The following is a 14,587-nucleotide window of genomic DNA, read 5'->3' as shown; positions in this document are numbered from 1 at the left end:
AGCAGCACGACGTGCAGAAAGGCAATGGCGCTAGGACGATGTCTGGGCTCAGGGAGCAAAAGAAGGCCGCCACCCGAAACGCCATTGCCGATGCCGCGGCCCTGGTCACCCTGCGCGACGGGGTCGACGCGGCCACGGTGTCCTCCGTCGCCCGGCTCGCCGGGGTATCTACCCGCACCTTCCACAACTACTTCACCTCCCGCGAGGACGCGCTGCTGCATTTTGTGGTCAGCCGGCTGCGCTACCTTGCCCTCCAGCTGGAGTCCCCCACCCCCGGAGAGAGCCTGCTCGATTCGCTTGAGCGGCTCATGGTCAGCAGCATCGAGGAGGGCGGCTCGGAGACACTGGATTCCTTTGCCACGCTCTACCGCCTCGGGGAGGTGCTCAACTCCCTAGAGCCGATCCGCGCGCAGCGCACCCTCAAAAAACAGTTCGGTCCGCTCTTCGAACGCATCGCGCACAACACTCCCGGCATGGATGCCTTCGACGTGTCGGTGGTGCTGACGGTGGGGGCGGGGGCCGCGCACCGGGCGATGGAGTCCTACTTTGATCAGGCTTCCCCCACCGGGCCGACCGATGCGGTGGCCCGGGTGCGCCGCGCCTTTGCGGTTATCCGTAGCCTTTAGGTACATCTGATCCCCGCAGCACAAGAAACGAGGCCGCGTCGTGCCGCTTAATGCCCCTTCAACGTTGTCCGAGCTCCTCATCGACGGCGCCGCCGCCAGTGCGGAGGGCAGAGCGGACCTCGAGCGCCGCTTCGGGGCAGTCACTTCCTTTGCTGCCACCGGACCGAGCGCGGCGGATCCCGCGCTCGACGCCCCGGTGGACCTGCGGATCAACGATGCCCCCGCAACTGGGGTACGCCTCGCAGAGATCGCCGAGGGCACCCTGACGTGGCGCACCGCACGCATCAATGCCAGCCCCCTGCCTGAGCTGCACACCCCGCAACCGCTTTCCGACGCCCTCATCGCCGCCGCCGGCACCATCATGGCGGGAGCCCCCGTGGTGCTCTCCCCCCGCCGCGACGGCTCGGCGATGCTCGTGGCCATCACCGGGGACTTCCTGCGGCGCGGGGCCTACCCCAGGCAGGCGCTCATCGCCGGGCTTGCCCAGTACCCGCAGGTACGCACCGTCTTGGGCTACGCCGCGCTGCGCGGCTTTGAGGTCACCGAGCAGCCCGACGCCGTGGTGGTGCACACCACCCCACGCATCACGGTCACCCTGGATGCTTCGGGCACCCCAGAGCAGGTGCTCACCGAAACCCCCTACCCCACCGTCCGGCTCGCCGACATGGCTGCCGACGCCGCCTACCTCTCCGCCGAGCACCAGCTGTTCTACGAAGGGGTCTTCCCCGGGGTGCGGCCCAGCCTGGACCTGGGCACAAACCAGGCGCGGCTGGGCGGCATTCGCGCCAGCGCGACGGTGGTGGCCACCATCACTCGGCAGACCTGGACATGGGGCTGGGCTGATGAGTCCCTGCCCCCGGCGGCCCGCCAGGCCAGCGCCGGGCTGCGCCGCTGCGGCTACGACACAGGCATCGTCGTACTCGCCCGGCCGCAGCTGCCCTTGGAGCTGGCGCAGCGCTGGGACCTGCCCGCCACCATCAAGCCGGTGCTGGGGGTGTGGACGCATGCGGCGCTGCCCCTGTCGCCAGAGGTCACCGCCATTGTGGCGCTGTCCGCCCCGCAGTTGCGCCTCCCGCAGCCCACCACGGCGGCCGCCGAGGCCACCCTCGCCGCGGAGCTGCCGGCCGGCGCGGATCCCACCCGCGCCTGGCACGCCTACGAGCAGGCGCGCAGAATCTCCTGGTAGGCGCCCGCATCCACCTGCTCAACGGTGGCGGGGCTAAACTGCGCGTCCTGGGTCTTGTCCACCAGCACCGCGCGCACGCCCTCGGCGAAGTTGGGCTCCCGGCGCAGCGCCTCGCCCAGCCGGGCCTCCGTATCAATCGCCGCGGGCAGGTCCTGCGTGACCGTCACCGCGCACAAGGCCGCGGTGGCCACCAGTGAGGTCGGGTTGGCCTTCGCGGTCAGCTCGCCTACCACACGGGCCAGCTGCGGGAAAGACTCTAGGCGCGACAGGATCTCGGTGTAGGTGTCCGCGGCGAAGACGGCCTCGATGTCCGCGGCGAGACCCGCAAGCCGATTGGTGGCGGGATCGGGGGTGGCGGCGGCGTCGATAAGCGCCTGCGGGCCCGCATCGATGAGGCGGTCGCGGAGCTGGCCAAGGTTGCGGTCGCCGACATAGTTTGTGGCCAGGCCCGCCCACATCATCTCCGCGGGGTTGAGGCGCCAGCCGGTCAGCGCCAGGAAACGACCCAGCGCCGGGCTGTCGCGCAGGGTCTGAAACACGTGGCTCATCCCCACATCCGTGTTAAAGCCAATGGCCATCTCCGGCATCGACGCAAACGCGGCATCGGTGACCACCAGGTGCGAGCCGTGCGCCGAGACCCCCAGGCCGCCGCCCATCACTACGCCGCCGACCAGCGCGATCAGCGGCCGAGGAAACGCGGCCAAGTCCTTATTCATCTGGTACTCCAGCGCGAAAAACTCATCAACCTCGCGCTGCCGGCCGGCCAGGATCTCCTCGCGGGCAAACCGCACATCCCCGCCAGCGCAGAACGCCTTCGGCGAGCTGGACTCGATGATGACCTGCTCCACCCGCGGATCATCCCGCCACTGCGCGATCGCCTCAGCGATGGCGCGCACCATCGCCGGATTAAGGCTGTTGAGGGCGCGCGGCCGGTTGAGCGTGATCACCCCGGTAGTATTAGTAACATCTGTCAGAACCTCTTGCGTCATGGCGCCCAGTCTCCCACAACCTGCCCCACCCCGAAAGGACCCCAGTGGACTACCGATTAATAGCCGCGGACATGGACGGCACCTTCCTGGACGGCCAGGGGCACATCCCCGCCGACTTCTGGGAGTTCTACCCACGCCTGCGCGCCGCCGGGATCGCCTTCACCCCCTCCTCCGGGCGCCAGCTGGCCACGCTGACCGAAATGTTCGAACCACTGTCCGGCGAACTCGACTTCATCGCCGAAAACGGGGCCGTTGTGGTCGCCCACGGAGACATCGTCTCCACCACCCCCATGCCCATGGACGCCGTCCACAGCGTCATTGATGCCGTGCGCGGCACCACCATGAACGTGGTGGTCTGCCACCCACTGCGCGCCTACACAGAGACCCCTCCCGTCGAAGAACTCAGCTACTACCACTCCATCGAGCAGGTGGCAGACCTCCACGAAGTTGCTGAGCGCGACGAGGTAGTCAAACTCGCCGTCAACTGCCGCAACGGCGCCACCGACCAGCTCGCCGCCACGCTTGCCGACGCCGCCGCCGGCCAGCACGTTGTCATCTCCAGCGCCCGCTGGATCGACGTGATGAACCCCGCCGCCAACAAAGGCACCGCGCTGACCGAACTCGCACGCCACACCGGAATAACGCTCGACCAGACCCTCGCCTTCGGCGACTACCTCAACGACTACGAACTCCTCACCGCCGCCGGCACCTCCTACGCCATGGCCAACGCCCACCCCGCCCTGAAAGAAATCGCCGACCACATCGCGCCGCCCCACACCGAAGGCGGCGTCATGCAGGTCCTGCGCGAACTCTTCGCCGACTAGCTCAGCTCGAAGAGCAACTCCCCGGAATCAATAGCGGCATCCGCGTCGGCGCGGCGAGCAATCGCCGTGCCTGCCGCATCCATCACCACCACCGGGCAGACCAAAGAAAGCTCCGCCTCCCGAACCACCCCAGCGGTGACGGTGATGACCTCCTCGCCGGCAGCGACCTGGTCGCCCTTGGCCTTGTGGGTAGCAAAACCCCGGCCCTCCAGCTCCACCGTATCCAGGCCCACGTGGACCAAAATGCCGGGCCCCTCGGGCGTCAGAATGGCAAAAGCGTGCGGCATGACTTGCACGAGCCTGCCCGACACCGGGGCCACCACGTGCAGCGTCTCAGCATCATCCGGCGGCGTGACCGCCATCCCATCGCCGACCATACCGGCAGAAAAAACCGGGTCAGGCACCTGCGCTAAAGGCGTGACCGTTCCAGACAGCGGGGCATGAATGATCACAGCATGTCCTCAATATCCTCGGCGATCATCTCTGCCTGCGGCCCGACGACAACCTGAACCGCATCCCCCGCGGCGATAACCCCCATCGCACCGCCGGCCCGCAACGTCGCCTCATCTACCGCAGACGCATCCTCCACCACCGTTCGCAGTCGAGTGATACATCCCTCAATTTCGGAGATATTGTTCACGCCGCCCAGTCCGGCGACGATTTTGTCAATGTCAATAGAAGCCATGACTTCATGCCCTTCGATCACTTAAAAGCAAGCAGTTCAAAGTTCACACTACACAAGCCCCACCGCACAGGGTTAAGGCTGTGTCTAGGATGTTTCGCAGGATATTGGTCTCCAAGGAAAGGACACACCCAGCCATGACACGAGCTGGAGAAAAAGCCCCCGCCAAAAAGGGCGGATCCATGAAGGTCCTCCAGCGGCTCGGCCGCTCACTCATGCTGCCCATTGCCACGCTCCCCGTCGCCGCCCTCATGGCCAGAGCCGGGCAAGCAGACCTTTTGGGCCGCTGGCCAGACGTCACCGTCCTGGCCTGGCTAGCCAACCTCCTCGGAGGCGCCGGCAACGCCATCATGAGCAACCTGCCCATCCTCTTCGCGGTGGGCATCGCCATCGGATTTGCCAAGAAGGCCGACGGCTCCACCGCACTGGCCGCCATCGTCGGCTACCTCATGCTCACCGGCACCTTCGAAGCCATGAGCCCCATCGTGCTCAAAGGCGTCACGGACGCCAACGGGGACCAAGCCGTGGTCAACTACAACGTCTTCGGCGGCGTGATCATCGGGCTCATCGCAGCCGTAGAATGGCAACGCTTCCACCGCACCAAGCTCCCCGACTGGCTGGGCTTTTTCTCCGGCCGGCGCCTGGTGCCCATGATCGTCGGATTCAGCGCAGTCCTGGTGGCCATCCCCCTGCTGCTGATCTACCCGGCCTTCAACGCCGGGCTGCGCGCCGCCGGCGAGCTGGTGCAAAACAATGACGTCATCGGTGGATTCTTCTACGGCATCTGCAACCGCGCCCTCATCCCGCTCGGCCTGCACCACCTGCTCAACTTCTTCCCCTGGTTCGTCCTGGGCGAATACCCTAACGCCTCCGGCGAACTCGTCCACGGCGACATCGCCCGCTTCCTGGCTGGAGACCCCACCGCCGGCAGCTTCATGACCGGCTTCTTCCCCATCATGATGTTCGCCCTGCCCGCAGCCTGCCTGGCCTTCTACCACACCGCCCGGCCCGCCCAGAAGAAGATCGTCGGCGGCGCCATGATCTCCCTGGCGCTGACCGCCTTCCTCACCGGCATCACCGAACCGATCGAATTCTCCTTCATGTTCGTGGCCATGCCGCTCTACGTCATCCACGCCATCCTCACCGGAACGGCGTTGGCGGTGATGAACTTCCTGGGCGCCAAGCTGGGGTTCGGCTTCTCCGCGGGCGCGACCGACTACGTTCTCAACTGGGGAATTGCCACCAAACCCTGGCTGGTGATCATCGTTGGCCTCATCTTCGCGGTCATCTACTACGTGATCTTCCGGGTGCTCATCACCAAACTGAACCTCATGACCCCCGGGCGCAACCCCGACGATGACCCCGCCCCTACCGACCCGTCAGCGCAACCAGCACAATAACGAGCACGGCCGGCGCCATAAGGCCGGCCAACACCAGCCACGCCCCCAACCGGGCCAGGTTCAACGTTGAACTGGTGCCCTTGTTAGTAGAAATGATCACCCGCGGATCACTGGGCTCAAAGTACAAAAAGCCCCAGCGCAGCCGCGGCCCCGGATCCACCCCAGGCTCCAGGGGAACCGTCGCCCGAATACGCACGTCAGCGCGCCACAGGTAGGCGAAATACCCAACCAGCGCCACGACAAACCCGGCGAGGAACCACAGCGAGTTCAACCCCCGGCCGGTCTGCGCATCCACCACCGCCGAGCTGGCAGAGATCAGCGCGATGAGCGCCAACAAGAACCACCCGGTGGCCACATAGGTGCGATCCAGCATCAACCAAATACGGCGGCGGCGCGCCTGGCTGGGGCCCACCACGTTGCGCGACTGGGAGCGAATCAGCGCGAGGGCGCCGATTTGGCTCACCCACGTCACCAGCGGCCCGACGGTAAAAAGCCCGATGTATTGGGGCAGCGACTTATCGCTATACCGGTTAGGAGAACCGCTTCCGCTCCAGTGGGTAGGCATGGGGTCCGGTATCTCTGCAAAACGCAGCCACGCCACCACCCCGGCCGCGATGACAATGGCTAGTCCAGCTATGACGAACCCGTACCGGGGCGCCACCGCACGGTTCGGCGCATCCCGGTACTCCAGGGACTCGCTGGGGGTCATTGCTAGCGCTTTTTCTTCTTCTTGGGCTTGACCAGGCTTGCCGCAACGTCGGGGACGTAGCGGAACTCGTCGCGCGGGGGGCGTCGATAGTTCTTGTCGGAGGAGGGGCGATCCGGGATCTGCGGGAGGGCGCGCTCAATGCGCTCGTAGGGAATGGTGGACAAAAGGTGTGAGATGACGTTAATTCGGGAGCGCTTCTTGTCTTCGCTTTCTACCGTGAACCAGGGCGCGCTGGCGATATCGGTATGCACAAACATTTCATCTTTAGCGCGGGAATAGTCCTGCCACCGGGTGATGGATTGCAAGTCCATGGGCGAGAGTTTCCAGCGGCGCAGCGGGTCATTGCGCCGGGATTTAAAGCGGGCGATCTGTTCTTCATCAGAGACCGAAAACCAGTATTTGCGCAGCATGATGCCGTCTTCTGTGAGCAAGCGCTCAAAGATGGGCGCCTGGTGCAGGAAGCGGCGATACTCCTGGGAGGTGCAAAAACCCATGACACGTTCCACCCCGGCGCGGTTGTACCAGGAGCGGTCAAAGATGACGATCTCGCCTGCGGTGGGCAGACGCTCCACATAGCGCTGGAAATACCATTGCCCCTGCTCCCGCGAGTTCGGCGCCGGAAGGGCCTCTACGCGGCAGGTGCGCGGGTTGAGGTATTGGGTGATGCGCTTGATCGCGGAGCCTTTGCCGGCGGCGTCGCGGCCTTCCATGATGATGACCAGGCGCGCCCCCGTTTCCACGACCCATTGCTGCATGTCAACAAGTTCCGCCTGAAGGCGCTTGAGTTCCTTCTCATACGCCTTTTTATCTAGCTTCCCGTGCGTATCCAGGGGGCGATCGGGGCCGGGCTTGGCAGCGTCCTTGCCAAGGCTGACCGAACTATCGGCGGACTGAATGTCAGACATAATTGAGATAGTACCGCGCTTTATTCACCTTGCGCAGCTGTCCGGAGGCAGGCTGCATCCCGCACCGAGCTGCCGCACCGGCGGTCGTGCGCATGCGCGCGCGGTCCCCAGCGGTCCGCGCTGCTTTTAGGCAGCATGACGTGGCGGATCAGAGTGTGAATCCCCCTCTGACCGGTGGTGTTTTGTGGCCCGTATTCTCGCCCCTCCTGATTGTTGGCTAGCCGTGGTCTCGTTGAATTTTATTGGCGGTCTGGGCTGGCCGGGGGCCGCGGGTGGTTGCCAGCCGACGCGGCCCGTTTCTTCGTCTCGTGCCGCCCATCCGCGGGCTGCGGTGGCCGCGCGGGCGTCATTGTTATCGCTGTGGTGGCGCCGGCACAGCAGGGTGAGGTTTTCTATGTCGGTTGGCCCGCCGCGAGCCCAGGATTCGATGTGGTGAACGTCGCAGTTGACTGCCGGCTGGGTACACCCGGGGTGAGTGCACACGAGTTCGGTGGCAAAGAGGCTCAGCCTTTGGAGCAGGGTGGCGCTCCGCTTGGTTCGGCCACAGTGCAGCGGCTGGCCGGTGTCTGGGTCATGGATGACGGCCACATCCTGCGGCGCGGCGCCGAGGGCCAGGAACTCGGCGAAATTCAGCCGCGCGTTGGTGTTGGTGGCGTGACGTGTCGTCCACCACTGGTGGCCGTGCGGTTCGGCGAGGTCGTCCGGGGTCAGTGACAGGACCACTGAGCCGATGCCCTGGCGGCGTTGCAGTGCCCCGCTGTTGTAGCGGGTGAGGATGTCCGCCAGCGCGTCTACCCGGCGCTGTCCCAGGGTGCGCGCGTCTGTCTCCTCGGGGTTGCGGGTCTCGTCGAAGAGGTGGCCTGGCCGGCGTGCCGGTGCGAGGCTGACCTCCAGTTGCGCGAGGACGTGGGCCGGCAGGTAGCCGCTGATGCGTGCGCCGCCGTCAGCATCCGGCGCAGCCACGGCGAGGTAGCGTTTGCGGATTCCCGCGAAGGGGTCCGGGGTGGCCCCGCCGGCGCGGGTGACGGCGCGGCGCACCCAGTCGCGTAAGTCTTCCGGGGAACGCTCGGCAGCGTGCGCGCTTGCTTGGTGGTGAAGCTCGTCGCGCAGGCCAGCCGCTTCTGGCCGCAGGCTGCGCAGTTCGCGCTCGATGATCGCAGCCTTCTCGGCGGACACGCCGGTGTCCAGCTCGACGGCGACGGCGGCGCGCTGCTGCGCCTGCTCGTGCGCCCCTGTTCCGGCAACTGCGGCATAGTTCATGGCACCGCGGCGCAGGCGCCGGTGGGCCTCCTGGGCGGACAGCCCAAATTCCTCCCGCAGGAAGGTTGAACTGTGCGCGGTGCCAATGGTGTCCCCGGCGTGAGTGGTCTGCGCGAGGTGCGCCACAAGAGCATCGATCAGCCCCTTGGTGTGACAGACCCGCTCAAGATCCTTGAGTACAGGGATCAGGGGATGGAAATGTTCGGCGGGAAGATCTGGGCCCAGCTCGGCGAAGATTCCACGCAACGCAGCATCAATCGCCGCGACGTGTTCCGCAATGGTGACCATATCCCCCCTTCAATCGTGTGTTCCCCTTCGATGCCACCCCATTATAACCACCACCCAGCCCGCGCGCCACCCCCTAAATTTGCACCTTGACCAGGCGTTTTTAAGCCAAATCCCCCAACCTAACAACCCCCCGTGACGGCGCCCACTAGCCCACACATAGCAATCGAACGCATGTGCGGGCAAGGGCTGCAGGTTCGCAGGGCGGCGAACTAGTCCACCGAAAACTCCGCCATACGATCCCACTCGGTCTTGCCCTCAATGGTGGTGTTGATGATCTGCGGGGTTTCCGAAAGGATCCGCGGGAACATCTCACACGCGGCCTTGAAATGCTCGGATTCCACGTGCGCTTCGGCCGCGTCATCCTGGAAGGACTCCAGCAAGAAGTACTCGTTGGGGTCATCGACATTGCGGAACCATTCGAAGAAGATATTGCCCTCTTCTGCGCGGGTGGCGGCGGTGAAGGACTCCACTTCCTGGCGGAACGTTTCTACAAACTCCGGCAGGGGACGAAATTTCACGTTGATCAAAATCATGGGCCCCAGCATAGCGGCCACGCCGCTCGCTTTTCGACGCCCCCGCGGCGAACGCTTTAGCCGAACCTCTCGTCCCCGCTCATGGCGAGGGCGCGTGGCAAGGCCTCAGCGAGGGCGTCGATAAGCGGTTGTGACTGCGCGCTTACCCCGGCGATGGCCGCAAAGCCATCGACCATCGTGTCCCCATAATTGTGGCCGTGGCCCTGCGGGACATTTTGACTCACCGGTAAATCCGCGGAGACCTGAAGAAACGTAATCACGGGAATCCAATGCATACCGGGATAGCGGTCCGTTCCGGCGGGTTCGCGCAGCCAGTCGGGCTCGCGCACCAGCAGGCGCGGGGACCACCACACCACGGGGTCGGAGGCGTGTTGAACATAAAGCACGCGGGTATGCGGCGACCCAATGTCCGGGCTGGCGGTTAAGTTCCGAATATCGTTCCGGTCTTGCGCGAAACGCACAGTCATACCGCCCGAGTATTCTGGGCTGACCGCACGACTGCCCGGGTCCCGGCGCGCCACCAAGCTGGAATGCAACGGGTTGAAGTGGGGCGGCCCGGTCAGCAAAATCCCATCCACCGAGGCTGCAATATCCCGAATACCTGAAAAGGCGGACTCCACGGCGGTAGAACCCAGCGACTCCCCATATAGGTACAGCTTGGGCCGGTGCTGTTGGGGCAGCGCATTCCACCAATCGATAAGCGGGGTGAGAAGCTCGACGCCTGCGGCCCGCACCGCATCGCCGCCCGCAAAGAAATGGAACGCCGACGGCAGCGAGGAATACTGCGCAGAAGCGATCGCGGTATTACCCCCATACAGCAGCTCAAATGCCTGGGCGGCGCGCAAATTCACCCATCCTGTGCCGGTGGGCATGACCAATAAAATGGCCTCCCTGTCCGCCGCACCGGTGCGCTCAAGTTCGGAGATGAGCACCTGGGCGCGGGAGGCATTATCGGGCGCACTACCCAATCCCGCATACACGCGCGCCGGTTCCCGGGCCTCCCGCCCGGTCAGGGCGGCGAGGTCCGCCCTGCGCAGGCCGCCAGCAACGAAGCGGCGGCCAAACGTGCCCAACCCGTCGGCGGATACCGGGGAGGCCGGCGAGCCGCTGCGCGTGGACTCCTGGGGCTGGTCCACCCCTTCTTCAGTCGCGCCGTAGCTGCCGGACGCGTCAGGGGTGGTAGCGGAAAATGCCCGCTCCCCTAATCCCACGATGGCCCCCGGGATGACATCGTTGACCAGGACCACGCATGCCACGACCACCGTCATCCACCCCGTTGCCGAGCGGACGGTAGGCCGCACCCGGGCAGGCAGCACGCGGGAAATCCAGTGCGCACTGGCGCGCAGCAGGCGCCCCACCGCAACCATGAGCCCAAAAACGGCGAATCCCACGGGGATGACCAGCAGAAATTCCCACACGGTGTAGGCCTGCGATCCGGTGAGCTCGGCGATGGCACGCTGCCAGCGCAGCGCAAAGCCAACGGCCACGAGCACCCCGCACACCACGATGACACTGAGCAGGATCTCCCCGGCGCGCACCATCCGCGGGCTCACCGCCACGGCCCCACCAGTCCCGCCACTACTAGACTGCCGCCACCACCCCACCGAACGCGGAGCCTCCACCGAACGCCGAGCCTCCTCCGAACGCCGAGCACTCCACCGCGCCACCCACCGCGCCAGGCGCGGGAGCACCCAGGGTGCACCCCACCGTTGCCACGCGCGGTGGACCCCCAGCGCTACCAGGTATCCGATCCCGGCACCTAGCCCGCAGACAACGCCCTGGTAGAACACCTCGCGGGGCAGCAGTGATGGGGTCAGCCCCAGAACAAACATGATGCCGGCGCCGACGATTCCCCACGGGTGTAGTCGTTTCATCCCTCCATGGCCTCGGCTAGCTCTAGCCATTGGGATTCCAGTTCTTCATGCGCCGCGCGTTCCTTCTTCACGGCCGCATCCAGGCGGGCAAGCTCGGCGGTGTCTACCGGAAGCTGTTGCGCTACGTCACCGAGTTGGGTTTCCAGGTCGTCGATGCGCTGTGCGGTTTGTGTCATGGCGCGCTCCAGCTTGCTCAGGGCTTTGCTGTTTTCGCGTTGTTGCTGGAAGCTGCGCTTCTTCTTTTCGGGTGCGGCGGTTTCGCGTGCCGACGCCCCCGGGGTCACCGCCGCCTGCTGGCTCGCGGCGGCCAGTTCCTTGCGGCGGGCAAGGTACTGGTCGATGCCGCCAGGAAGGTTGGTCAGGGTGGCGTCGCCGAAGAGTGCCCAGGTGGAGTCGACGATGCGCTCGATGAGGTAGCGGTCGTGGGAGATGACTACCAACGTGCCGGGCCAGGCGTCGAGAAGCGATTCCAGTTCCTGGAGGGTGTCTATGTCCAGGTCGTTGGTGGGCTCGTCGAGGAGCAGCACATTCGGCTCGCTCATGAGGATGCGGGTGAGTTGCAGGCGGCGGCGCTCCCCGCCGGAGAGGTCGCCGACGGGGGTGCGTTGGCGGGCGGGCGGGAAGCCCAGGCGTTCGGCCAGTTGAGAGGCGCTGAGTTCTTTGTCTCCCAGGTGGACGTAGGTGGCCACGTCTTCGACGACGTCGAGAACACGGCGTGTGGGGTCAAGGTCATCGAGTTCCTGGCGCAGCCATCCGAGCCGCACGGTCAGTCCTTCGACTCGCCGCCCGCTGGCCAGCGGGTAGTCGCCGGCAAGGGCGCGCAGCAAGGTTGTTTTTCCGGAGCCGTTGACGCCCACGATGCCTAACCGTTCGCCGGGGCCCAGGCGCCACGTCAGGTGGTCAACCAGGGTTCGCCCGTCGGGGGTTTCAATGCGGGCGTCTTCCAGGTCGATGACCTTCTTGCCCTGGCGGGCGCGGGAGAACTGCATGAGTTCGACGCTGTTGCGCGGGGCGGGCACATCGGCGATCAGCGCTTCTGCGGCCTCGATGCGGTAGCGCGGTTTGGAGGTGCGCGCGGGGGCGCCGCGGCGCAGCCAGGCGAGCTCCTTGCGCGCTAAGTTCCGGCGGCGTGCCTCGGCGGCATCGGCTTGTCGGGCGCGCTCGGCGCGGGCGAAGATCCAGTCATTGTAGCCGCCCTGGTAGGTGTCTACCTGGCCGTCGTGGACCTCCCAGGTGCGGGTGGCCACGGTGTCCAAGAACCAGCGATCGTGGGTGACCACCACCACCGCGATGCGTCGGGAGAGGAGGTGTTGGGCCAGCCACTGCACGCCTTCGATGTCCAGGTGGTTGGTGGGCTCGTCAAGGACCACCAGGTCGAGGTCTTGGACCAGGGCGGCGGCGAGGTTGACGCGGCGGCGCTCCCCGCCGGAGAGGTCGCCGACTGCGGTGTCTAGCCCCAGGCCGATGATTCCCAGCCCGCCGAGCACTTCCCGGACTTTGGCGTTGGAGGCCCACTCGAAGGTGTTGAGCCCGAGGGGCTCGACCACGCATTGGCCCACCGTGGCGTGGGGATCAAGTTCGGCGCGCTGGGTGACCACCGCCATGCGCAGGCCTCCGCGGTGGGATACGCGCCCGGAGTCCGGTTCGACGATGCCCGTCAGGACTTCCAGGAGGGTGGTTTTGCCGCCACCGTTGAGGCCGACGACCCCGATGCGGTCGGTGTCTTGGACCCCCAGGCTGACCTGGTCGAGGAGGGTGGTCAGTCCAAAGGTTTTGGACACGGCCTCCAAATTGATCAAATTTATCTGCGCTGCCATATCAAGGTGACAGTCTAGGCCGGACGTGCGCCAAATGACGGATTCCGCCCACAGGGCTTATTGCACACGATTTTCATTGTCAGTAGGGTTGCCTCTATGACACGAAAGACCCGCCGTTTCCCCCATACTCGTCCCATCAGCCACCGGGCCCTTCCCGCCTGCGCCCTCGCACTCGGCGCAGCGCTTGCACTCGGTGCCTGCGGCACCACAGATACCACCTCGTCGACGGATGGCGCCAGCACTGCCGCCAGCTCCGCCGCAGAGGCCGCTGATTCCTCCTCCGCCGCCAAGCCCGGCGAGCTCAAGGAGGTCTCCCGGATCAATCCGCGGGCGGTGATCAGCCACGACGACGGCCTGCTGACTATTGACACCGTCACCGGCAAGGTCCTCGACGAGACGGACCATCCCGGCTTCCTGCGCCTCAATGACACCGGCGACGGCCGCACCGTCATGGTCACCGATGGCGACGAGGCGCTGCTGTACGACGCCGCCGTCCACGTCCAGCCCCACGGCGATCACTCCCACTACTACGCCGGCACCCCCTACCTCACCGACGCCACTACCTCCGGCAAGAAGATCGGCCACGTGGTCGCCCACGCCGGCCGCACCGCTGTCTTTTCTGACGGCACCGGCTCCGCCGAGCTCTTTGACACCGCCTCCCTAGAGGAAGGCGCCTTGAAGCCCATCGGCAAGCTAGAGACCGGCTCCGGGCACCACGGCGTGGCCGTCCCGCTTCCCGACGGCTCCGCCCTGATCACCGCCGGCACGACCGATCACCGTGACACCATCCGCCACGTCGCCGCCGACGGCTCCACCCTCGCCGAGACCAACGATTGCCCCGGCGTCCACGGCGAAGCCCCCGGAAAGAACGGCCGAGTGGCCTTTGGCTGTGAGAACGGCCCCATCGTCTTCGACGGCTCCGCCTTCCACAAGGTTCCCGTCGAGCACGCCTACCAGCGCTCCGGGAACATGGCCGGCGGCGACGCCTTTGCCTGGGTGCTGGCAGACAACAAGACCGACAAGGACAACAAGCATGAGCACCCCACCTCCGTGGCGCTCATCGACACCCAGCAGGCCACCATGCGCACCGTGGAACTGGGCGAATCCTACTGGTTCCGCTCCCTGGGGCGCACCGAGGACGGGCAGGCCATCGTGCTGACCACCGACGGCCACCTGAAGGTCATTGACCCCCAGTCCGCCACCGTGGTCAAGGACATCCCCGTCATCGACTCCTGGACTGAAAAGGACGAGTGGCAGCAGCCCGGGCCTATCCTCAAGGTCCGCGGCACCACCGCCTTTGTCACCGACGCCGAAAAGAAGGAACTGGCCGTCGTTGACCTGACCTCCGGCGAGGTTGCCGCCCGCCACCAGCTCAGCGTCACCCCCACCGAGATGGCCATCGTGGACGGCCACGGCCCCGCGCACTCTGATGCGGATGCCGACGCCGCCCACCCCCACGAGCACGACCACGATCACGGCCACGAGCACTAGCCC

14 protein-coding genes are annotated in these 14,587 nt (G+C 65.9%); 5 read left to right on the top strand and 9 right to left on the bottom strand.

Features of this window, described 5'->3' with window-relative positions:
- The first annotated feature begins 38 nt into the window (after nt 1-38).
- Both LH390_RS03525 and LH390_RS03520 read left to right on the top strand, forming a co-directional pair.
- Nucleotides 39-626 (top strand): TetR/AcrR family transcriptional regulator, encoded by a 588-nt coding sequence (locus LH390_RS03525; protein ID WP_227280561.1) that lies wholly within the window; start codon nt 39-41, stop codon nt 624-626.
- Between the two features lie 40 nt (nt 627-666).
- Nucleotides 667-1,812 (top strand): DUF6882 domain-containing protein, encoded by a 1,146-nt coding sequence (locus LH390_RS03520; protein WP_227280562.1) that lies wholly within the window; start codon nt 667-669, stop codon nt 1,810-1,812.
- Here the strand turns inward: LH390_RS03520 and LH390_RS03515 are convergent.
- A complete protein-coding gene (locus tag LH390_RS03515; RefSeq protein ID WP_227280563.1) occupies nt 1,782-2,801 on the bottom strand; it encodes a 3-hydroxyisobutyryl-CoA hydrolase in 1,020 nt (339 codons plus the stop codon). The two genes, LH390_RS03520 and LH390_RS03515, sit on opposite strands and share 31 nt — an antisense overlap.
- Nucleotides 2,802-2,845: 44 nt before the next feature.
- Here LH390_RS03515 and LH390_RS03510 point away from each other — a divergent pair, with 44 nt between their 5' ends.
- Nucleotides 2,846-3,625 carry a Cof-type HAD-IIB family hydrolase gene (locus tag LH390_RS03510; protein ID WP_227280564.1) on the top strand — a complete coding sequence of 260 codons (780 nt, stop codon included), beginning with the start codon at nt 2,846-2,848 and terminating at the stop codon, nt 3,623-3,625.
- On the opposite strand, the gene LH390_RS03505 is transcribed toward LH390_RS03510, so the two are convergent.
- Nucleotides 3,622-4,077 carry a PTS sugar transporter subunit IIA gene (locus LH390_RS03505; RefSeq protein ID WP_227324368.1) on the bottom strand — a complete coding sequence of 152 codons (456 nt, stop codon included), beginning with the start codon at nt 4,075-4,077 and terminating at the stop codon, nt 3,622-3,624. The two genes, LH390_RS03510 and LH390_RS03505, sit on opposite strands and share 4 nt — an antisense overlap.
- Nucleotides 4,074-4,310 (bottom strand): PTS sugar transporter subunit IIB, encoded by a 237-nt coding sequence (locus tag LH390_RS03500; RefSeq protein WP_227280566.1) that lies wholly within the window; start codon nt 4,308-4,310, stop codon nt 4,074-4,076. The genes LH390_RS03505 and LH390_RS03500 overlap by 4 nt, the downstream gene beginning before the upstream one ends.
- Nucleotides 4,311-4,444: 134 nt before the next feature.
- On the opposite strand from LH390_RS03500, the gene LH390_RS03495 reads away from it, so the two are divergent.
- Nucleotides 4,445-5,707 (top strand): PTS transporter subunit EIIC, encoded by a 1,263-nt coding sequence (locus LH390_RS03495; protein ID WP_227280567.1) that lies wholly within the window; start codon nt 4,445-4,447, stop codon nt 5,705-5,707.
- Here the strand turns inward: LH390_RS03495 and LH390_RS03490 are convergent.
- The 6 genes from LH390_RS03490 to LH390_RS03465 form a co-directional block, all read right to left on the bottom strand.
- Nucleotides 5,676-6,416, bottom strand: coding sequence for a DUF1648 domain-containing protein (locus LH390_RS03490; protein ID WP_227280568.1), 741 nt, complete (start codon nt 6,414-6,416; stop codon nt 5,676-5,678). The two genes, LH390_RS03495 and LH390_RS03490, sit on opposite strands and share 32 nt — an antisense overlap.
- 2 nt (nt 6,417-6,418) lie before the next feature.
- A complete protein-coding gene (ppk2, locus tag LH390_RS03485) occupies nt 6,419-7,321 on the bottom strand; it encodes a polyphosphate kinase 2 (RefSeq protein WP_227280569.1) in 903 nt (300 codons plus the stop codon).
- 126 nt (nt 7,322-7,447) lie between these two features.
- Complete coding sequence (locus LH390_RS03480; RefSeq protein WP_227280570.1) at nt 7,448-8,869, bottom strand: HNH endonuclease signature motif containing protein; 1,422 nt, start codon at nt 8,867-8,869, stop codon at nt 7,448-7,450.
- Nucleotides 8,870-9,078: 209 nt separating this feature from the next.
- Nucleotides 9,079-9,402: a putative quinol monooxygenase gene (locus LH390_RS03475; protein WP_227280571.1), complete on the bottom strand. Its 324-nt coding sequence runs from the start codon at nt 9,400-9,402 to the stop codon at nt 9,079-9,081.
- Nucleotides 9,403-9,458: 56 nt separating this feature from the next.
- Nucleotides 9,459-11,276, bottom strand: a complete 1,818-nt coding sequence (locus LH390_RS03470; RefSeq protein ID WP_227280572.1) for an alpha/beta-hydrolase family protein — start codon at nt 11,274-11,276, stop codon at nt 9,459-9,461.
- Complete coding sequence (locus LH390_RS03465) at nt 11,273-13,093, bottom strand: ABC-F family ATP-binding cassette domain-containing protein (protein ID WP_227280573.1); 1,821 nt, start codon at nt 13,091-13,093, stop codon at nt 11,273-11,275. The genes LH390_RS03470 and LH390_RS03465 overlap by 4 nt, the downstream gene beginning before the upstream one ends.
- Nucleotides 13,094-13,189: 96 nt before the next feature.
- Here LH390_RS03465 and LH390_RS03460 point away from each other — a divergent pair, with 96 nt between their 5' ends.
- A complete protein-coding gene (locus tag LH390_RS03460; RefSeq protein WP_227280574.1) occupies nt 13,190-14,584 on the top strand; it encodes a hypothetical protein in 1,395 nt (464 codons plus the stop codon).
- Nucleotides 14,585-14,587 lie beyond the last annotated feature (3 nt).

The organism is Corynebacterium uberis, from assembly GCF_020616335.1.
Lineage (GTDB): Bacteria > Actinomycetota > Actinomycetes > Mycobacteriales > Mycobacteriaceae > Corynebacterium > Corynebacterium uberis.
This window is presented reverse-complemented; position numbering and strand designations above follow the sequence as displayed.